At 73.8% G+C, this 18,607-nt stretch carries 17 protein-coding genes; 14 read left to right on the forward strand and 3 right to left on the reverse strand.

Annotated elements, in window-relative coordinates:
• Positions 1 to 25 precede the first annotated feature (25 nt).
• From ACFWCH_RS08575 to ACFWCH_RS08625, 11 genes are read left to right on the forward strand one after another with little or no spacing between them, the layout of a single operon-like run.
• Positions 26 to 1,102 carry a LacI family DNA-binding transcriptional regulator gene (locus tag ACFWCH_RS08575; RefSeq protein ID WP_206251804.1) on the forward strand — a complete coding sequence of 359 codons (1,077 nt, stop codon included), beginning with the start codon at positions 26 to 28 and terminating at the stop codon, positions 1,100 to 1,102.
• The gene (locus tag ACFWCH_RS08580; RefSeq protein ID WP_378803356.1) at positions 1,099 to 2,145 is read left to right on the forward strand and encodes a class I mannose-6-phosphate isomerase; all 1,047 of its coding nucleotides are present in this window, start codon (positions 1,099 to 1,101) and stop codon (positions 2,143 to 2,145) included. The genes ACFWCH_RS08575 and ACFWCH_RS08580 overlap by 4 nt, the downstream gene beginning before the upstream one ends.
• Entirely contained in the window at positions 2,142 to 3,551 is a 1,410-nt protein-coding gene (locus ACFWCH_RS08585) for an L-fuculokinase (protein WP_378803357.1), read from the forward strand. The genes ACFWCH_RS08580 and ACFWCH_RS08585 overlap by 4 nt, the downstream gene beginning before the upstream one ends.
• A 3-nt stretch (positions 3,552 to 3,554) precedes the next feature.
• On the forward strand, positions 3,555 to 4,400 hold the full coding sequence (locus tag ACFWCH_RS08590; protein ID WP_136028610.1) for an ATP-binding cassette domain-containing protein: 846 nt from the start codon (positions 3,555 to 3,557) through the stop codon (positions 4,398 to 4,400).
• Positions 4,397 to 5,479: an ABC transporter permease gene (locus ACFWCH_RS08595; protein WP_136028609.1), complete on the forward strand. Its 1,083-nt coding sequence runs from the start codon at positions 4,397 to 4,399 to the stop codon at positions 5,477 to 5,479. Before ACFWCH_RS08590 ends, ACFWCH_RS08595 begins: the two co-directional genes overlap by 4 nt.
• A 51-nt stretch (positions 5,480 to 5,530) precedes the next feature.
• Positions 5,531 to 6,529 (forward strand): ABC transporter substrate-binding protein, encoded by a 999-nt coding sequence (locus ACFWCH_RS08600; RefSeq protein ID WP_136028622.1) that lies wholly within the window; start codon positions 5,531 to 5,533, stop codon positions 6,527 to 6,529.
• A gap of 58 nt (positions 6,530 to 6,587) precedes the next feature.
• Positions 6,588 to 7,355 carry an SDR family oxidoreductase gene (locus tag ACFWCH_RS08605; RefSeq protein WP_136028608.1) on the forward strand — a complete coding sequence of 256 codons (768 nt, stop codon included), beginning with the start codon at positions 6,588 to 6,590 and terminating at the stop codon, positions 7,353 to 7,355.
• 1 nt (position 7,356) lies between these two features.
• Positions 7,357 to 8,841 (forward strand): rhamnulokinase family protein, encoded by a 1,485-nt coding sequence (locus ACFWCH_RS08610; protein ID WP_378803358.1) that lies wholly within the window; start codon positions 7,357 to 7,359, stop codon positions 8,839 to 8,841.
• The gene (locus ACFWCH_RS08615; RefSeq protein WP_136036973.1) at positions 8,828 to 9,583 is read left to right on the forward strand and encodes a class II aldolase/adducin family protein; all 756 of its coding nucleotides are present in this window, start codon (positions 8,828 to 8,830) and stop codon (positions 9,581 to 9,583) included. The genes ACFWCH_RS08610 and ACFWCH_RS08615 overlap by 14 nt, the downstream gene beginning before the upstream one ends.
• A complete protein-coding gene (locus ACFWCH_RS08620; RefSeq protein WP_378803359.1) occupies positions 9,580 to 10,314 on the forward strand; it encodes an SDR family oxidoreductase in 735 nt (244 codons plus the stop codon). Before ACFWCH_RS08615 ends, ACFWCH_RS08620 begins: the two co-directional genes overlap by 4 nt.
• A gap of 16 nt (positions 10,315 to 10,330) precedes the next feature.
• A complete protein-coding gene (locus tag ACFWCH_RS08625) occupies positions 10,331 to 11,344 on the forward strand; it encodes a 1-phosphofructokinase family hexose kinase (RefSeq protein WP_378803360.1) in 1,014 nt (337 codons plus the stop codon).
• A gap of 18 nt (positions 11,345 to 11,362) precedes the next feature.
• Here ACFWCH_RS08625 and ACFWCH_RS08630 read toward each other — a convergent pair whose 3' ends face one another.
• On the reverse strand, positions 11,363 to 12,577 hold the full coding sequence (locus ACFWCH_RS08630; RefSeq protein WP_378803361.1) for an HAD-IA family hydrolase: 1,215 nt from the start codon (positions 12,575 to 12,577) through the stop codon (positions 11,363 to 11,365).
• 84 nt (positions 12,578 to 12,661) lie between these two features.
• On the opposite strand from ACFWCH_RS08630, the gene ACFWCH_RS08635 reads away from it, so the two are divergent.
• Positions 12,662 to 13,570, forward strand: coding sequence for a tagatose-bisphosphate aldolase (locus ACFWCH_RS08635; RefSeq protein WP_136028602.1), 909 nt, complete (start codon positions 12,662 to 12,664; stop codon positions 13,568 to 13,570).
• Between the two features lie 69 nt (positions 13,571 to 13,639).
• A complete protein-coding gene (locus tag ACFWCH_RS08640; protein WP_241115410.1) occupies positions 13,640 to 14,623 on the forward strand; it encodes a substrate-binding domain-containing protein in 984 nt (327 codons plus the stop codon).
• 16 nt (positions 14,624 to 14,639) lie between these two features.
• Here the strand turns inward: ACFWCH_RS08640 and ACFWCH_RS08645 are convergent, their stop codons facing one another.
• Positions 14,640 to 16,790 carry a nucleoside/nucleotide kinase family protein gene (locus ACFWCH_RS08645; RefSeq protein ID WP_378803362.1) on the reverse strand — a complete coding sequence of 717 codons (2,151 nt, stop codon included), beginning with the start codon at positions 16,788 to 16,790 and terminating at the stop codon, positions 14,640 to 14,642.
• Between the two features lie 146 nt (positions 16,791 to 16,936).
• On the opposite strand from ACFWCH_RS08645, the gene ACFWCH_RS08650 reads away from it, so the two are divergent.
• Positions 16,937 to 17,665 carry an SDR family oxidoreductase gene (locus ACFWCH_RS08650; protein ID WP_136028673.1) on the forward strand — a complete coding sequence of 243 codons (729 nt, stop codon included), beginning with the start codon at positions 16,937 to 16,939 and terminating at the stop codon, positions 17,663 to 17,665.
• 22 nt (positions 17,666 to 17,687) lie between these two features.
• On the opposite strand, the gene ACFWCH_RS08655 is transcribed toward ACFWCH_RS08650, so the two are convergent.
• Positions 17,688 to 18,539, reverse strand: coding sequence for an alpha/beta hydrolase fold domain-containing protein (locus ACFWCH_RS08655; protein WP_378803363.1), 852 nt, complete (start codon positions 18,537 to 18,539; stop codon positions 17,688 to 17,690).
• Positions 18,540 to 18,607 lie beyond the last annotated feature (68 nt).

Below are 18,607 nucleotides of genomic sequence, written 5' to 3' on the forward strand. Positions count from 1 at the left end.
CGATGACAACGATGTCGAGGTGGCAATGGAGCACGAGCGCGACGAGTCGAGCGCGACGGTGGGCACCCAGCGTGACGGGCGCCGCCGGGCGCGCATCACCGACGTGGCGCAGCTCGCCGGCGTGAGCATCAAGACCGTCTCGCGCGTCGTCAACGGCGAGAGCGGCGTGCTTCCCGAGACCCGCGAACGCGTCGCCGCCGCGGTGCTCGAGCTCGGCTTCGTGCCCGACCGTCGCGCCCGGTCGCTCAAGCGCGGCGACACCGACACCATCGGCATCCTCATCGACGCCATCTCCGACCCGTTCTTCGCCGCGTTCGTCAGCGCCGTCGAGGAGCTCGCCGTCGCCGAGGGCCTCAACGTGCTCTTCGCCAGCACCGTGCACGACGCCGCACAGGAGCGCGAACAGCTCGAACGTCTCACCGGCGACCGCCTGCGCGGGCTCATCATCTCGCCCTTCGCGATCGAGTCCGCCGAGCTGGCGGCGCTGCGGCAGCGGTTCCCGGTGATCTGCGTCGACCGTTCGCGCGAAGGCATCGACTCGATCGTCGTCGACGACTACGGCGCCACGCTCGAAGCCGTCCGCGGCTTCCTCTCCCGCGGGCACCGCCGGATCGGCTTCATCGGCGAGGAGATCCCGTACCCCACCGTGTTCGAGCGCCTGAGCGCCTACCGCGACGCCCACGCCGAGGCCGGGGTCGAGGTGGACGAGAGCCTGATCATCGCGCAGGGCCGCCACCGCGAAGAGCGGTCGATCAGCGAGCTGCTCGCCCGCCCCGACGCGCCGACGGCTCTCTTCTGCGCCACCAGCCCCGCCGCCATCGCGACCATCCACGTGCTCAGTGCCGACCGCGTGCCGATGCCCGCGCTGATCTCGTTCGGCGACTTCCAGTTCGCCGACGTGTTCACCCCCGGCATCACCTGCGTCGACCAGGACCCCCGGCTGATCGGCGAGGCGACGTTCCGGCGGCTGATGCAGCTCGGCGCCGACCCCCAAGCCGAGCCGGAGCACATCGTCGTCCCCACCCGCCTCATCGCCCGCGGCTCGGGCGAGATGGCCCCCGAGCGCGACGCATCGGCCCGCCCGATCGGAGACCTGCGATGAACCCGGTCCTGCTGCCGCCCAACCCCGTCCAGCACTTCTACCGCGGCGGCGACCGCATCGCGGCGCTGCGCGGGATCGAGCCGGAGACCGACCACCAGCCCGAGGAGTGGCTGGGCGCGACGGTGTCGCGGTTCGGCACGCCGGACACCGGTCTCGCCGTCACCGCCGACGGCGCCCTGCTGCGCGACCTCGTGACCGCCGACCCCGCGGCCTGGACCGGCCCGGGGAGCGGAGCCGACGCGGGCGACGTGGGACTGCTGGTCAAGCTGCTCGACGCCCGCCAGCGCCTCCCCGTGCACGTGCACCCCGACCGGGCGTTCGCCACGAGCCACCTGGACTGCCCGTACGGCAAGACGGAGGCGTGGTTCGTGCTCGACACCGAGGCCGACAGCGCCGTGCACCTCGGCTGGAACACCGACCTCGACCGGGCCGAGCTGGACCGCCGCCGCGACGCCCAGGACAGCGAGTGGATGCTCGCGCACATGAACCGCGTCGTCGTGCGCGAGGGCATGGGCATCCTCGTGCCCGCCGGCACCGCGCACGCCATCGACGGCGGCATCTTCGTCGCCGAGGTGCAGGAGCCCACCGACTTCTCCATCCTGCTGGAGTGGTCGGTCACCACCTCGACCCGCGAGGAGTCGCACCTGGACCTCGGCTTCGACGCCGTGATGCCCGCCGTCTCGGCCGACCGCCTCGCCCCCGAGCAGCTCGCCGCACTGATCAGCGACGCGGGCACGACGCCCGCCGGCCCGCGCTTCCGCTCGCTCCTGCCCGCCGCCGCCGACCCCTTCTTCCGCCTCGGGGACGCGGCCGTCTCCGGGGACGTCTCGACCGAGCGCCCTGCCGGCTTCGGCGTCGTGCTGGTGCAGGAGGGGGAGGGCGAGCTGGTCGGTGCGTCCGGCCGGATCGCCGTCTCGCACGGCCAGGCCTTCGCCGTGCCGCACGCCTTCGGCGCCTGGCATCTCGCGGGTGACGCGCGCGTGCTCGTCGCCGAGCCGGGCGCGGGATGGCCGACCACGCTCACCGGGACCGGGATCCGATGAACGGCTACGTCGTCGGGGTCGACATGGGATCGACCAGCATCAAGCTCCTCGTCGCCGACACCGACGGACGCCAGGTGCTCGTCGCGAGCCGCCGGTCGCCGTGGACGAGCCGTGAGCACGGCCGCGCCGAGATGCCCGCCGCGGTCGCCGTCGACACCGTCCGCGAGCTCGCCCACGAGGCCGACGTCCTGCTGCGCGTGCACGGCCCCTACCGCGTGCTCGCGCTCGGGGTGTCGGGCATGGCCGAGGCCGGCGTGCTGCTGGACCCCGCCGGTGAGCCCGCGGCGCCCGTCATGGCCTGGTTCGACCCGCGCGGTGCGGCCGAGATCCTCGCCACCCCCGACGCCTTCCGCGCGGAGTTCCTCGGACGGACCGGACTGCCGGTGGGCCCGCTGGCCTCCATCGCCAAGATCCTGCACCTGCGCGAGTCCGGGGTGGACCTGCGCGGACGCACCTTCCTCACCGTGCCGGAGCTGGTGGTGCACGCCCTCGGCGGCCCCCGCGTCGCCGAGTACTCCCTGGCGTCGCGCACCGGGCTGCTCGACCAGGACGACAGCACCCCGTGGGACGCCGCCTTCGAGGTGCTCGGCGTGGGCGACGACCTGCTCGCGGAGCGCGTCGGCGCGGGCAGCGCCGTGGGCATCCTCTCGGACGACGCCATGCCCGACGGCTTCCGCGGCGCCGTGCTCACCGTCGCCGGCCACGACCACCTCGTCTCCGCCGTCGCGGTGGGCGCCGTCCACAGCGGACAGCTGTACGACTCGATGGGCACGGCCGAGGCGCTGGTGCGGGTGCTCGACGGCCCGCTGCCGTTCGACGCGCGCGAACGGCTCGCCCTCGCCGGCATCAACACCGTGCGTCATGTGCTGCCGGGCAAATACGTGCTGCTCGCCGGCACGAAGTCCGGTCTGCTCATGCGGCGCGTGCTGCAGCTGCTGGGCATCGCCGACGCCGCGGGCCGGGCGCGGATCGATGAAGCCGTGATGGCGCTGCCCGTCACCGGCACGCTCGCCGACGGGGCCCTCGCGGTCAGCGGTGCCCGCAACGACGACGGCGAGCTGAAGATCGTCGCGAACGGCGACGGCCTCGACCCGGCGGAACTGTTCACCGCGACGCTGCTGCACGGCAACGACATGTGCGCCGAGCTCATGGAGGTCATGGACCGCGAGGTCGCGCCGCCCACCTCGACCGTGCTGACCGGGGGGTGGTCGAGCATGGCGAGCGTCGTCCGCGCGCGCCGACTCGTGCTGCCCGATGTCACGGTCGCCACGCACGACGAGGCCACCGCCTACGGCGCCGCGCTGTTCGCCGCGTTCGCCGCGAGCACCCGCACCGACTTCGAGAGCGTGGCCGCGGCGTTCCGCTCCGGCCACTCCGATCACGACAACAGCAAGGGAAGGAGCTGACCCATGTCGCTCAGTTCTACGGTTCCGGTTCTCCAGGCGCGCGGACTCTCGCGCCAGTTCGGCCACGTGCGCGCGCTGAACGACGTCGACTTCGAGGTGTATCCGGGGGAGGTGACGGCCCTCATCGGCGACAACGGCGCCGGTAAGTCGACGCTCGTCAAGGCGCTCTCGGGCAACCTCGCCGTCGACTCCGGCACGATCCTGTTCGACGGCGAAGAGGCCGACATGTCCACGCCGTCCGCGGTGAGCGCGCTCGGTGTCGAGACCGTCTACCAGGACCTCGCACTCGCGCCCCACCTCGACCCGGTGCAGAACATGTACCTCGGCCGCGAGCTGCGCCAGACCGGCGTCGCCGGCGCCCTCGGCTTCATGAAGACCAAGGAGATGCGCGCGCAGTCGCGGGCCGCCTTCGACGAGCTGGGCGCCACCGTGCGCTCGCTCACCTCGCCGGTGGGGGAGATGTCGGGCGGCCAGCGGCAGGCCATCGCCATCGCCCGCGCCGTGCACTGGGCCTCGCGCGTGGTGTTCCTCGACGAGCCCACCGCGGCGCTGGGCGTGCGACAGACGCAGAACGTGCTCGAGACGATCCGCCGGGTGCGCGACAAGGGCATCGCCGTGGTGTTCATCTCGCACTCCATGCCGCACGTCATGGAGGTCTCCGACCGCATCCAGGTGCTGCGCCTGGGCACGCGCGTCGCCAACATCCCCGCCGCCGACACCTCCATGGAGGAGCTCGTCGGCCTCATGACCGGCGCCGTGACCCGCGACGCCGCCCCGCCCGTGGCCGACGTCGCCCCCGAAGGCGACGTCGCCGAGACCTCCGCCGCTGACAAGGAGCCGAACCGATGAGCACGACGAAGCCCCCCACGGAGACCGTGGCGATCGGCACCCTCGAGGAGCCGAAGAACGGCTACTTCCGCAACCTGCTCCGCGCCCAGGCCTTCCAGATCCTGCTCGTGCTGATCGCGATCGTCGTCGTGTTCAGCCTGCTGGCACCCGACACGTTCGCGCAGTGGTCGAACTTCCGGCTGATCATCCAGAACGCCTCGATCCTCGCCGTGCTCGCGGTCGGCATGACCTACGTGATCATCACGGCCGGCATCGACCTGTCGATCGGCTCGGTGCTGGTGTTCTCCGGCGTCGTCTCGGCCATGGTCATGCGCGCCATCGGCGGGGCGGGCTGGGGCACGGCCGTGGTCGGCATCCTCGTCGCGATCGCCTGCGGCATCGGGTGGGGACTGCTCAACGGGTTCCTCATCGCCAAGGCGAAGATCCCGCCGCTGATCGTCACGCTCGGCACGCTGGGCATGTCGCTCGGCCTCGCGCAGATCCTCACCGGCGGCGTCGACATCCGTGAGGTGCCCGCCGTGCTGACCACCACCATCGGCTACGGCAACGTGCTCGGCACGATCCCCACCATCTCGGTCATCGCCCTCGTGATCATCGTGATCGGCGGAGTGGTGCTGCACTTCACCCGTTTCGGCCTGCACACCTACGCGGTCGGATCGAGCGAGCTCGCCGCGCGACGGGTGGGCGTGAAGGTGGACCGCCACCTCATCGCGATCTACACCCTCTCCGGCGGTCTCGCCGGCGTCGCGGGCATCCTCTCGCTGTCGCAGTTCTCCACCACCGCGATCGCCGGGCAGTCGCAGACCAACCTCAACGTGATCGCCGCGGTCGTCATCGGCGGCACGAGCCTCTTCGGCGGCGTCGGCACCATCGTCGGCACCGTCGTGGGCCTGTTCATCCCCGCGGTGCTGCAGAACGGCTTCGTCATCACCGGCGTGCCGCCGTTCTGGCAGCAGGTCGCCGTCGGCGCGGTGCTCATCACCGCCGTCTACGTCGACCAGGTCCGCCGCTCGGCCGCCATGCGCGGCAACTCCCAGAGCCTCTGGCGCAAGTTCGTCAGCGGGGGCCGGCGTACCTGACGCCCGGCCCACCACCATCCACACACAGTCAAGAGAAGAACGGTGATCACAATGAAGTGGAACAGGAAAGCGATCAGCATCGCCGCACTCGGCGCGTCCGCGACGCTCATCCTCGCCGGTTGCGCAGGCGGGGGCGGAGACGCGGGCGGCGACGGCGGATCCGGCGGCGGCGACGACGGCTACAACATCGCGTTCGTGCAGGGCGTGGCCGGAGACGAGTTCTACATCTCCATGCAGTGCGGCATCGAAGAAGCGGCCAAGGAGGCCGGAGCGACGGTGCAGGTGCAGGGCCCGGAGAAGTTCGACCCGACGCTGCAGAAGCCGATCGTCGATGCGCTCGTCGCCTCCAAGCCCGACGCGCTGCTCATCGCCCCGACCGACGTGACCGCGATGCAGGCGCCCATCCAGGCCGCGGCCGACGCCGGCATCAAGGTCGTCCTCGTCGACACCACCCTGGAGGACCCGTCGATGGCGGTCTCCCAGATCGCGTCGGACAACGAGGGCGGTGGCGCCGCGGCGTTCGAGGCCATCCAGAAGGCGCACCCCGAGGGCGGCAAGGTGCTCGTGGTCTCGATCGACCCCGGCATCTCCACGTCGGACGCGCGCGGTGAGGGCTTCGAGAAGGCCGTCGCCGAGGACTCGAAGTTCGAGTCGCTGGGCATCGAGTACTCGCACAACGAGCCCGCGGAGGCCGCCCGCATCGTGACCGCCGCGCTGCAGGCCAACCCGGACATCGTCGGCATCTTCGCCGCCAACCTGTTCGCCGCCGAGGGCACCGCGACCGGCATCCAGCAGGCCGGCAAGCAGGGCGAGGTGACCGTGGTCGGCTTCGACGCCGGACCCGCGCAGGTCGAGGCGCTCCGCAACGACGTCGTCCAGGCGCTCGTCGCCCAGGAGCCGGCCACCATCGGCAAGGACGGCGTCGCCCAGGCGCTCGCCGCCCTCGAGGGAGACGCCACCGAGGAGAAGATCCAGACCGGGTTCACGGTCATCACCAAGGAGAACATCGACACCGACGGCGCCGACGCCGTCTACAAGTCGACCTGCTGACACCCCCTCCGGCGACCGGGGATCCCCCGGTCGCCGGAGTCACCCCCGAGAGGACCCCATGAGCTTCCCTGATCTCGCCGGAAAGGTCGCCGTCGTCACCGGAGGCGCCCGCGGCATCGGCTACTCGCTCGCCACCGCCCTCGCCCGCGCCGGTGTGCGCGTGGCGCTGCTGGACCTGCTGCCCGAGGTCGAGGAGTCCGCCGCGCGGCTGGCATCCGAGACCGGAGCCCGCACCGCCGCCGCCCTGGTCGACGTCACCGATGCCGACTCGGTCGAGCGCGCCTTCGCGGCCGTGCGCGAGGAGCTCGGCGTCGCCGACCTGCTGGTGACCGCGGCCGGCATCACCATCTGGGGCGACTCGACCGAGGTCGATCCCGGCACGTGGGCGAAGGTCGTCGACGTGAACCTCAGCGGCACGTTCTACTGCACGCAGGCCTTCGCCCGACCGCTGCGGGCGGAGGGCCGCGAGGGGTCCGCGATCCTCATCTCGTCGATGTCGGGCCGGGTGGTCAACGTGCCCCAGCATCAGGCGTCGTACAACGCGTCGAAGGCCGCCGTCGACCAGCTGGCGAAGTCGCTCGCCGTGGAGTGGGCGCCCGCGATCCGGGTCAACGCCATCGCGCCCGGCTACATCCTCTCCGATATGACCCGCCAGTTCACCGAGGCCAACCCCGAGCTGGCCGCCGACTGGGTGTCGATGATCCCGGCCGGCCGCATGGGCGTGCCCGCCGACCTCGACGGCCTGCTCCTGCTGCTCGCCTCGTCGGCCTCGTCGTACCTCACCGGGCAGACGCTGGTGATCGACGGCGGCTACACCGCGATCTGACATGACGGCCGCCTACCTCGCCGTCGACCTGGGCTCGTCGAGCCTGCGCGTCATGGTCGGCCTGCTGCGCCCCGACGCGCCGGACGGGCCCCGGATGGAGGTCCGGGAGGCCGCCCGGTTCCCCAACACCCCGGTGCCGCGCGCCGAGGGGCTCGGGTGGGACGTGCCTGCGCTCTTCGACGGCGTGCTCGCCGGACTCCGCGCGGGCGTCGCGATCGCCGCGCAGGAGGGAGCGGAGCTGCGCGGCATCGGCGTGGACGCGTGGGGCGTGGACTACGCCCGGCTCACCGTCGACGGCACCCTGCGTCCGTTCGTGCGGCACCACCGCGCTGCCGACCCGGACCTCGCCGCCCGCACCTCCGCCGGCCGCGACCTCGCCGCCGACTACGCCGTCACCGGGGTGCTCGACCAGGCCATCAACACGGCCCATCAGCTGCGGCAGGACCAGTCCGCGGGCATCGGCGACCCCGACGACACGATCCTGCTGACCGCCGACATCGTCGTGCACCTGCTCACCGGGCGGGTGGGGGCCGAGCCCTCGCTCGCCTCGACCACCGCGCTGCTCGACCGGGCGACCGGGGACTGGTCGGCCGCGCTCGCCGCGGGTCTTCCCGCCCGGCTCCCTCCCGTGGTGCCGACGGGATCGTCGGCCGGGCCCACCACCGCCCGGGTCACCGCGGCGATCGGCGCCGCGCACCCCGTGCCCGTCTTCGCGGTGACGGCGCACGACACCGCCGCCGCATTCATGGCCGTGACCGCCGCCGACGACGAGGGGACCGGTGTCGTCTCCAGCGGGAGCTGGGGGGTGGCCGGGGTGGCCCTGCCCGCGCTGCTGCGCGACGACCGCGCCCGCCGCGACGGCTTCACGCAGGAGATCGGCGCCGGGGGCGACACCCTGCTGGTGAAGAACCTCAGCGGCATGTGGCTGCTGCAGCAGACGCTGCGCGAGTGGGCCGCCGCCGACGGCGAGGCCGAGCCGTCGCTCGACATGCTCACCGCGCTGCTCGACGCGGCGGCCCGGTCGTCGTACCCCGGTCTCTTCGATCCCGCCGACCCCGCGCTGCAGGCCCCGGACGACCTGGTCGCGCGGCTGGTGCGGGCGTGCGTCGAGGGCGGGGCCGAGCCGCCGTCCACCAGGGCCGACCTCGTCCGCGCCATCGTGGACAGCCTCGCCGTCGCCTACGCCGACACCGTCGCGCTCGCCGCCCGCCGGAGCGGACGCACCCTGGAGCGCATCCGCATCGTCGGCGGCGGCGCGCGCAACGCCCTGCTGTGCGCCCGCACCGCCGCCCGCAGCGGGCTTCCCGTCATCGCCGGACCCGTCGAGGCCTCCGTCCGCGGTGTGCTGCTGCAGGTCGCGCTCGCCGCCGGCGACCTGCCCGACGCCGCGACCGCCCGGGCCCTGCCGGTCGACGACGGCGACGGCCCGCCGCGCGTCCACCACCCCGCCCCCACCCGATCGGAGCCCCTGCATGACCTCGCGTGAGCTGCTCGCCGCCCTCAGCCGCCGCCTCGGCGACCCCGCCCTCGACGCGGCCGTCCTCGGCGAGGGCAACACCTCGATGCGCGAGGGCGACACGATGCTGGTCAAGGCCTCGGGCGCCGTGCTCGGGGCCGCCCGCCCGGAGGACTTCGTGCCGCTGGTGCTCGCCGAGGCGCGCGAGCTCATCGACGACGAGCGCGCGACGGGCGCCGATGTCGACCGCTACTTCGACCGGGTCGCGGAGGCGGAGGGACGACGGCCCTCGGTCGAGGCGCTGCTGCACGTGGTGCTCTACGACCAGACGCCGGCGCGGGTGATCGCCCACGCGCATCCCACCGCGGTGAACGCCGTGCTGTGCTCGCAGCGACCCGAGCTGCTGGTGGAGGGTGCGCTCTTCCCCGACCAGATCGTGGTGCTCGGAGCGACCCCGCTGCTGGTGCCCTACATCGATCCGGGTCTCGCCCTCGCGCGGGAGGTGCGGGCGCGGCTCGCGGCGCACATCGACGCCCACGGCTCACCGCCCGTCACCGTGTACCTGCAGAACCATGGGATGTTCGCCACCGGCGCGACGGCCGACCAGGTCATCGGGATGACCGCGATGGCGCAGAAGTGCGCGCGGGCGATCATCGGTGCCGAGACGCTGGGCGGGGTGCGGTTCATGCCGGCCGACGAGGTGCGGCGCATCGACACCCGGCCCGATGAGATCTACCGGCGGGCGCTGCTCGCAGAAGGAGGGGAACGATGAGCGGTGTGTCGGTGAAGGACCGGGTGGCGCTGCTGACCGGGGCGAGCTCGGGCATCGGGCTGGCGACCGCGCAGGCGCTCGCGGCAGCCGGCTGCCACGTGGTCGCTGTGGCGCGCGACGAGCAGCGGCTCGCGGCGCTCGCCGCGGAGCATCCGGAGCGGGTCACGACGATCGCCGCCGATGTGTCGGAGCCGCAGAGCGCCGAGGACGTCGTGGCCGAGACCCTGCGCCGCCACGGCCGCCTCGACATCGTGCTGCCCAACGCGGGGATCTATCTCGGCGGCGATCTCGCCGATGCGACGGTCGCTCAGATCGCGGCGGTGGTGGCCACCAACGTCACCGGTGTGATGGCGCTGGTGCGCGCGGCGCTTCCCCCGCTGCTGGCGCAGGGCAGCGGCGACATCCTCGTCACGAGCTCGGTGTCGGGGCACCAGGACATCGAGTGGGAGCCGGTGTACTCCGCCAGCAAGCACGCCGTGCAGTCGTTCGTGCACACGGTGCGTCGTCAGTACGCCGACAGCGGGGTGCGCATCGGGGCGATCGCGCCCGGGGTCGTGCTCAACCCGCTGTGGGGCTTCGCGCACGGCTCGCCCGAGGAGGCGGAGCGCATCGCCGATGGCACGGGCATCCGGTCGTCGGACGTGGCGGATGCGATGCTGTTCATGCTGACGAGGCCGCCGCACGTGGTCGTGCGCGACCTGGTGCTGCTGCCGACCGGGCAGCCGATCTGAACGAGGGGGACCAGCCGTGACCGAGGCGCGTGCGCTGCCGGAGGGGACAGCAGGACCCGTCGTGACGCTGACCGCGGCCGGGGCGATCGACGCCACGTACCGGCTGCCCGTCCCGCTCGAGCGTGGAGCCTTCGTGCGCGCGTCCGGCTGGGAGCGGGAGGTCAGCGGCAAGGGCGTGAACGTGTCGGCTGCGCTGCGGGCGGCCGGCGTCACCACCGCGGCCGTGGTGGTGCTCGGGGCGGACGACGTGGCGTTCGCGGCGCAGTCGCCGCTGGCCGACGTGCTGCGGATCGTGACCGTGCCGGGGGCCACCCGGGTCAACACGTCGATCATCGATGCGGGCGGTGCCACCACGAAGGTCAACGCGCCGACGCCGCCGCTCACACCGGCGGCCTGGGAGGAGACGCGGTCCGCCGTGGTGGGGGCGTGCCGCGCGCTCGCCGCCTCGTGGCTGGTGGTGTCGGGCACGCTCCCGGAGGTGACCGGCGCCGAGGCCCGGATCGCCGACGTCGTGCGCGCGGTGCGCGGCACCGGGGTGCGCGTGGCCGTGGACACCAGCGGCGCCGCGCTCGCGGAGCTGGCGTCCGACCCGGCGGAGGTGGCGCTGCTGAAGCCGAACACGCACGAGCTCGCCGAGCTCGTGGGGCGTCCGCTGCGCACGGTCGGCGAGGTGACGGCGGCCGCGCGCGAGCTGGTCGCCCGCGGTGTCGCCACGGTGTACACGAGCATGGGTGCCGACGGCGTGCTGGTCGTGACGGACGCGGCGGTGATCCACGCGCGGGCGGTCGCTCCGGCCGTCGTGAACACGGCCGGCGCGGGCGATGCCTCTCTCGCCGGCTTCCTGCACGGTCTCGGCGGCGCGTCCGGGGGACGGGCGGCGCTGACGACGGCGGCGTCGACCGCGGCCTCCTGGGGGGCGCTCGCCGTGAGTCGTCCGACCACGCTGCTCGACGCGGTGGAGGCGGCGCCGCGCGCGGTCGTCACGGACGAGCCCGACCCGGCGACGCGGTTGACCGAACCGGCGGTCTGACCCCGCCCCGGGCGCCCGTCAGCCGAGCGGGCGCAGGTGCAGGCCGTCAGCGTCGGCGGTGAGCGCGACGCGGTCGAGGCCGTCCACGACCAGGTCGGCGGGCAGCGTCTCGGCGTCGACCGTGCCGGTGACCGCGAGCACCGTGCAGCCGGCGGTCCGGGCGGCCGCGATCCCCGCGGCTGCGTCCTCCACCACGAGGCAGCGCGCGGGGTCCACTCCCAGGCGGGTCGCCGCGGTGCGGAACGGCTCGGGGTCGGGCTTGCCGCGGGTGACGTCGTCGGCGGTGACGAACACCCCCGGTGCCGCGAACCCGGCGGCCGCCAGTCGCGCGGCGGCCAGGGGTGCGGCTCCCGAGGTGACGATGGCGCGCCGGTGCGCGGGAACCGCGTCGTAGAGGGCCCGCGCTCCCGGCACGCTCGGCAGGTCGACCGCGTCGGAGAGCTCCAGGTCGAGGATGCGGTCGAGGCCCTCGGTGTGCTGCGCGGGGGCGAGCAGCCGCGACACGAGCACGTGAGCGGGCTGCCCGTGGTTCTCGTGCAGGGCCTCGGCGGAGACGCCGTAGTGGGCGGCGAAGCGGCGCCACGACCGGATGACCGAGGCGGTGGAGTCGACGAGGGTGCCGTCGAGGTCGAACAGCACCGCGTCGAACGTCCGGCGGAAGACCACGGCGTCGGGGTCGAGCGACGGACGCGGCCCGACGACGACGCGCACGCGCGCGAGCTGCTGCGCGGTCGACAGGTCGGCGTCGATGCGGGTCACCGGGATCGCCGGGGGCGGCGGGGTCTCGTCGGCGCGGTGGAGGTCTCTCGGGGTCGCCCGTTCGGCGCGTCGCGCGGCGAGCAGGTCGGAGTCGCCCGTGAGGTGGAGCACGTGCGGGGTCGCCGGAGCCACCGCGGCGCGGAGCAGCTCCCACGCCGCTCCGCCCTGCAGCTCGCGCGTGAAGGGCGCCACGAGCACGGCTCCGCCCGCGGTGGCGACGGCGTCGGCGGCCACGGCCCGCAGCGCGGCGTAGCGACCCTCGCGCACGGCGGCGGCGTGCGGCCCGTGCAGCCAGTGGCCGTCCCAGAGCTCGGGCGGAAGCGCGTCGAGGAGGGGGGTCGTGACGGCGTCGAGGTCGAGGAGCGGGACGCCGAGCTCGGCGGCGAGGGCGCGGCCGAGGGTGGTCTTGCCGCTTCCCGCGACCCCGGCCACGACGACCACGTGGGCGTCCGACGGTTGACAGGTCTCGGTCATACCCCCACCATAGAAGAGAAAGACACCGGTGTCATGGTTGATTTTCCGCGGATCATCGGTTTCTGCCCACGAGAAGAGGAACCCATGCTCACCCGCACCGTCGCCAACCCGCTCACGACGCTCGAACGCCGTGCCCTGCAGTCCCTCTCCACCCCCGACGGCGGCATGCTCATCGTCGCCGCCGACCAGCGCAACGGCATGAAGGCCGCCATCCCCGACGCACCGGGCGGCCCCGACGCCATCACCCGCGAAGAGCTGTCGGCGGTGAAGGCCGACCTCGTGCGCCACCTGGCCGTGCACGCGCCGGCCATCTTGCTCGACCCCGAGGTCGCCCTGCCGGCCGTCGTCGACGACGGCGTGCTCGACCGCGACACCGCCCTCGTGGTGGGCCTCGACGCGTCCGGCTTCGAGACCGTCGACGGTCTGCGCTACACGCGCTTCGTGCCCGGCGTCACCCCGCGCACGGTGCGCGAGCTCGGCGGCGGGGTCGCCAAGATGCTCTACTACACGCGGCCCGACCGGCAGGGGCGCGACTCCCGCGTCGCCGACGAGATGCGCGCGCTCATCGCCGAGTGCGAGGCGGAGGGACTCCTGCTGATCGTCGAGCTGCTCACCTACCGCCTCGACGACGAGACCGAGGAGGAGTACGCGGACGCCTTCCCGGCGCTCGTCGCCGAGGGGGCCGCGCTCGCCGTCGCGGCCGGTGCGAAGATCCTCAAGCTGCAGTACCCGGGATCCGCCGAGGCCAGCGCCGCGGTGACCGAGGCGGCCCAGGGGGTGCCGTGGGCGGTGCTGTCGGCCGGGGTCGACCACGAGACCTTCATCGGTCAGGTCACCACGGCGGTCGCGAACGGGGCGGCGGGAGCGATGGCCGGACGCTCGCTGTGGAAGGACAGCCTCTCGTACGACGCCGCCCGCCGCGAGGAACTGCTGACGACCCGCGCGCTGCCGCGACTGCGCGAGCTGGCCGCCGCCGTCGACGGGCGCGGCTGAGCGCGGCGCGGCCGGTAGGGTGGCCGGAGGCTGCCCCGCCCCGGGGGCGAGGAGGTACCTGTGACGACCATGCGTGACGTCGCCGCGCGCGCGGGCGTGAGCACCAAGACGGTCTCGCGCGTGTTCAACGACGACCCGCACGTGCTGCCGCACACCAGGGCCCTGGTCGAGCAGGCCATGCGCGAGCTCAACTACGTCCCCAACGTGCTGGCCACCACCTTCCGCGCCGGGCGGACCTCGGTCATCGGGGTCGCGGTGCCCGACATCGTCGACCCGTTCTTCGCCTCGATCGCCCGCGCCATCGAAGACGTCGCGCGCGGGCGCGGACTGTCCACGCTCGTCACGAGTCTGGGGTCCGACCCGGAGGGGGAGCGTCCGGCGATCGAGTCGATGCTCGGCCGGCAGCTGTCGGGACTGGTGATCGCCCCGGTCGGGGTCGACCACTCCTGGTTGGAGCGGTGGCGCGAGCACACGCCGATCGTGTTCGTCGACCGGGCGCCCGTCGGCCTCGACGCCGACACGTTCGTCGAGGCCGACGAGCGCGGGGCCGTGGCGGCGGTGCAGCACCTGATCGGCCACGGGCACCGGCGGATCGCCTACGTCGGCGACGCCGTGCACCTGTCCACCGAGGCGAACCGGCTGGAGGGCTGGCGACGCGGGCTCGCGGAGGCGGGGATCGCGGCCGACGAGGAGCTGGTGCGGTCCGGGGTCTCGGATCGGGAGGCGGCGCGGCAGGCGGTGGCGCAGCTGCGGGCCCTCGACGACCCGCCCACCGCCCTCTTCTCGGCCAACGCGCGGTGCTCGATGGCGCTCGCCGCGGCGCTGCGCGACGAGCCCCTCGCGATCGTCGGCTTCGGCGACTTCCCGATGGCCGACGTTCTGACGCCGGCGCTCACCGTGATCGACCAGGACCCGTATCGCCTGGGCACGCTCGCCGCGGAGCGCATCTTCGACCGGCTCGGCGGTGCGGAGCCCGCAGGGCCGGCGGTCGCTGTGATCGACGTCGACCTGGTCGAGCGCGAGTCGTGCCGCACCGGGGCCGCCCCGGTCTGAGCCGCTCGACCCGCGGTCAGCCCAGGGCGGCGATGCTCGCGCGGGCCCCGAGGGTGCGGAGCGAGGCGCGCGCGGCGACGAACTCCGCCCGCAGCCGTGCGTCGCGCCCCAGGTCGCCGAAGACCTCCGTGCAGTCCAGGAACGCGCCGGGTTCTGCGGCCTCGGCGGCCACCGCCGCGCGCAGCAGGGCGAGCCGGCGGTCGGACACCGGGGTCGGCGTCCCGTCTTCCGCGACACCCTCGAGGAAGACGCTCCAGGCCGCGAGCACGAGCACGGCGTGCGCGATCGAGCCGCCCGTGGCGAGCCGCTCCCGCACGACCGGGAGCAGGAAGGTGGGGATGCGGTCGGAGCCGTCCACGACCTGCCGGGCGAGGGTGTCGCGCACGGCCGTGCTGCCGAACCGGGCGAGCAGCTGCTCCCCGTACGCGTCGAGGTCGATGCCCGGTACGGGCCGCAGGGTGGGAACGGCCTCCTGCTGCATGTACCCGCGCAGGAAGGTGCGGAAGAGCGGGTCCGCGCACACCTCGTGCACCATGGTCGCCCCGGCGAGGATGCCGAGGTAGCTCATCGCCTGGTGCGAGGCGTTCAGCAGCCGGAGCTTCATGAGCTCGTACGGCTCGACGTCGTCGACGAGCTGCACGCCGACCGTGTCGAACGCCGGGCGGCCGAGCGGGAAACGGTCCTCGAGCACCCACTGCACGAAGTCCTCGGAGCGTACCGGCCACCGGTCGTCCACGCCGAAGCGCTCCCGGACGAGCGCGCGGGTCTCGTCGGTGGTCACCGGGGTGATGCGGTCGACCATCGAATGGGGGAACGCCACGTGCGTGCGGATCCAGGCCCCGAGTTCCGGGTCGAGCCGGTCGGCGAAGCCGCTGAGAGCCGTGCGGGCGACGCCGCCGTTGCCGGGGATGTTGTCGCACGACAGGACGGTGAACGGCGCGATCCCGGCCGCGCGGCGACGGGCGAGGGCGGCGGCGAGGTGTCCGAGAGCACTCCGGGGCGGGGTGCCGCGCCCGTGCGCGGCGTCGTCGAGGTCGGCGAGGGTCGCGGCGTCCTGCGGCACGAAGGCGCCGGTGCGCTCGTCGATCCCGTAGCCGCCCTCGGTGATCGTGAGCGAGACGATGCGCGTGGCGGGGTCGCTCAGGCGCGCCTGGACGGCCTCGGGGTCGTCGGGTGCGAAGAGATACTCCGTGAGCGCACCGATCACGCGGGCCGACTCCGTGCCGTCGGGCGTCACGGTCACGAGCGTGTACAGCCCGTCCTGCGCGGCGAGGGCGTCGCGCATGGCGGCGTCGTGGGGCAGCAGGCCGACGCCGGAGATGCCCCAGTCCGCGTCGCCCGCGGCCAGCAGCCGGTCGACGAACATGGCCTCGTGCGCGCGGTGGAAGTTGCCGACGCCGAGGTGCACGATGCCGGGTCGCACGCGGGCCCGGTCGTAGGCGGGGCGGGCGACGGCGGCGGGCAGCCGCTGCAGCGTCCCGGCCGCGAGGGCGATCGGGGCGGCCGGGGCGGCGGGTGACGAGAGCCGCACGACGAGGTCGGCGCGCGCGCGGCTCCCCTCGACCACGGCGGCGTTCGCCTCGTCCACGTCGCGCACCCACGCGGTCGCCTCGTCGAGGGGATGGCCGTGGCTGCGACGTCGTGCCACCAGCCGCCGCCGGCGCGTGTCCGGCTCGATGTCGAGGAACCAGCTCTCGTCGAGCAGCTCGCGCACGCGCTCCCATCCGTGTCCGGTGTGCAGGAGGTAGTTGCCCTCGGTGATGATCAGCGGCACGTCGGCGGGGACCGGGATCGCGGAGGCGATCGGCTCCTCCAGCCCGCGGTCGAACGCGGGGGCGTACACGACGCCGTCGGCCGGGGCCCGGAGCCGCCGCAGCAGGGCGAGGTAGCCGTCGACGTCGAAGGTGTCGGGGGCGCCCTTGCGGTCGCGGCGATGGAGGCGCACGAGCTCGGCGTTCGCGAGGTGGAAGCCGTCCATGCCCACGACCACCGCCTGCGGCCCGAGCGCGTCGAGGAGGGCGGCGCTCACCGTCGACTTCCCGGCGCCGGGGGTGCCGGCGATCCCGAGGATGCGGCGGCGGCCGTCGGCGACGAGACGCCGCGCCCGTTCCACGAGGTCGGAGAGCGCGACGTCGGAGTCGGGCGCGGGCGGCGGGGTCTGGATCACGGCTTCGTGGTCTTCCTGTGGTCGACGCGGGGCATCGGAGGGCGAGGGACGATGTGGGCGACTGCGGAGCACGCTACGCTGGCCATGTCACCGGTGTCAAGCGACCCGGGGCACCGGACAACACCCCTCGATGGAGAGAGACGCGCATGACCGAATTCCAGGGCCGCACCATCCTCGTCACCGGAGCCGGCGGCGGCATCGGCGGCGCGACCGTCCGCCACCTCGTCGCGGCCGGCGCCGACGTGCTCGCCGCGGGCCGCACCGCGGAGAGCGTCGCCGACATCGCGCGCGAGACCGGCGCCACGCCGCTCGCCTTCGACCTCGAGGACGAGGGCGAGATCCGCGCGGCGATCGAGGGCCGCGACCTCTACGGCGTCGTCAACTGCGGCGGCTGGGGCGGCGAGATCGCCACCCCCATGGACACCGACATCTCGGTGTTCGACCGGGTCATGAGCATCAACGCGCGCGGGGCCCTGCTGGTGACCAAGTACGCCTCGCGCGAGATGATCCGCGGGGGTAAGGGCGGCGCGATCGTGAACGTGTCGAGCCAGGCGAGCCTCGTCGCCCTCGCCGGGCACATCTCCTACGGCTCGTCCAAGGCGGCGCTCGACAACATCACGCGCGTCTCGGCGCTCGAGCTGGGCGGCCACGGCATCCGGGTCAACAGCGTCAACCCGACCGTGGTGATGACGCCGATGTCGGCCTGGTACTGGGGACGCCCCGAGATCGAGGGTCCCTTCCTCGACGCGATGCCTCTGCACCGGTGGGCCACCGAAGACGACATCGCCGCCCCCATCGTCTTCCTGCTGGGCGACGGCGCCGCGATGATCTCGGGCGTCTCGCTCCCCATCGACGGCGGCTACACCAGTCGCTGAGGCGGCCACGGCGCCCGGCACCTCAGGGAAGCTGTCGCAGGCGCTCGGCGAAGCGCTCGACGGTGGTCGCGAACGCCGGGGCGTCCGGGCGGTTGAGGTGCCCGTGGGTGGTGCCCGGCTCGGTCGACACGTCGACGTCGACGCCGGCGGCCGAGAGGGCGCGCGCGAAGGCCTCTCCCGACATGCGCAGCTCGTCCGTCTCGTCGTTGACCATGATCGTCGGGGGGAAGCCCGCGAGCTGCGCGGGCGCGGCGGTCCCCGGGATCGCGTAGACGTCGGCGCCGTCCAGCGGTCCGCCCAGATAGTTCTCGTACATGCCGCGCACGAACGCGGCGGTGAAGACGTCGGCGTCCGGCTGCGCGTCCAGCAGGGCGCGCAGCTCGCGGGTGGGGGCGTCCTGAACGGCCTGGAGCGTCGGGTAGGCCAGGACCGCGAGGCCCGGGACCGGTCCGCCGTCGTGGGTCAGTCGCAGGGCGGCGCCGGCGGCGAGGTTGCCGCCCGCACTCGCGCCGCCGATCGCCCATCCCCGCGCGGCGATCGGGGAGGACACGGCCCAGCGGAACGCGGCGACCATCTCGTCGTGCGGCACCGGGTAGTGGATGCCGCCGCGCTCCGGCGAGCCCAGGCGGCTCGTCCAGTCCGGGGTCATCGGCGCCAGGCGGTAGTCCACGCTCACGACGACGATGCCGTGCGCCGCGAAGGCCCGCGCCACCGCATCCGCCTCCGGCATGTCGAGGTCGCCGCCCGCGAAGCCTCCGCCGTGCGCCCAGACGAGACCCGCGCCGGTCGGCGACGCCGGGGTGTAGAGGCGTACGCGCAGCGCTCCGTGCGGTCCGTCCAGCACCCGGTCGGCGATGTGGAGGTCCGCGCTCACGGCAGCACCGTGTACAGCAGCCAGACCGCGAGCGGGGTGCCGATCACGAAGAACAGCAGACCGATGAT

The organism is Microbacterium sp. NPDC060132 (genome assembly GCF_042729675.1).
GTDB lineage: Bacteria > Actinomycetota > Actinomycetes > Actinomycetales > Microbacteriaceae > Microbacterium > Microbacterium sufflavum.

Coding starts and splice junctions, on each gene's coding strand:
- ACFWCH_RS08575 (WP_206251804.1), top strand. CDS start 26: ATGGAGCACGAGCGCGACGAGTCGAGCGCGACGGTGGGCACCCAGCGT.
- ACFWCH_RS08580 (WP_378803356.1), top strand. CDS start 1,099: ATGAACCCGGTCCTGCTGCCGCCCAACCCCGTCCAGCACTTCTACCGC.
- ACFWCH_RS08585 (WP_378803357.1), top strand. CDS start 2,142: ATGAACGGCTACGTCGTCGGGGTCGACATGGGATCGACCAGCATCAAG.
- ACFWCH_RS08590 (WP_136028610.1), top strand. CDS start 3,555: ATGTCGCTCAGTTCTACGGTTCCGGTTCTCCAGGCGCGCGGACTCTCG.
- ACFWCH_RS08595 (WP_136028609.1), top strand. CDS start 4,397: ATGAGCACGACGAAGCCCCCCACGGAGACCGTGGCGATCGGCACCCTC.
- ACFWCH_RS08600 (WP_136028622.1), top strand. CDS start 5,531: ATGAAGTGGAACAGGAAAGCGATCAGCATCGCCGCACTCGGCGCGTCC.
- ACFWCH_RS08605 (WP_136028608.1), top strand. CDS start 6,588: ATGAGCTTCCCTGATCTCGCCGGAAAGGTCGCCGTCGTCACCGGAGGC.
- ACFWCH_RS08610 (WP_378803358.1), top strand. CDS start 7,357: ATGACGGCCGCCTACCTCGCCGTCGACCTGGGCTCGTCGAGCCTGCGC.
- ACFWCH_RS08615 (WP_136036973.1), top strand. CDS start 8,828: ATGACCTCGCGTGAGCTGCTCGCCGCCCTCAGCCGCCGCCTCGGCGAC.
- ACFWCH_RS08620 (WP_378803359.1), top strand. CDS start 9,580: ATGAGCGGTGTGTCGGTGAAGGACCGGGTGGCGCTGCTGACCGGGGCG.
- ACFWCH_RS08630 (WP_378803361.1), bottom strand. CDS start 12,577: ATGACCGAGACCTGTCAACCGTCGGACGCCCACGTGGTCGTCGTGGCC.
- ACFWCH_RS08635 (WP_136028602.1), top strand. CDS start 12,662: ATGCTCACCCGCACCGTCGCCAACCCGCTCACGACGCTCGAACGCCGT.
- ACFWCH_RS08640 (WP_241115410.1), top strand. CDS start 13,640: ATGCGTGACGTCGCCGCGCGCGCGGGCGTGAGCACCAAGACGGTCTCG.
- ACFWCH_RS08650 (WP_136028673.1), top strand. CDS start 16,937: ATGACCGAATTCCAGGGCCGCACCATCCTCGTCACCGGAGCCGGCGGC.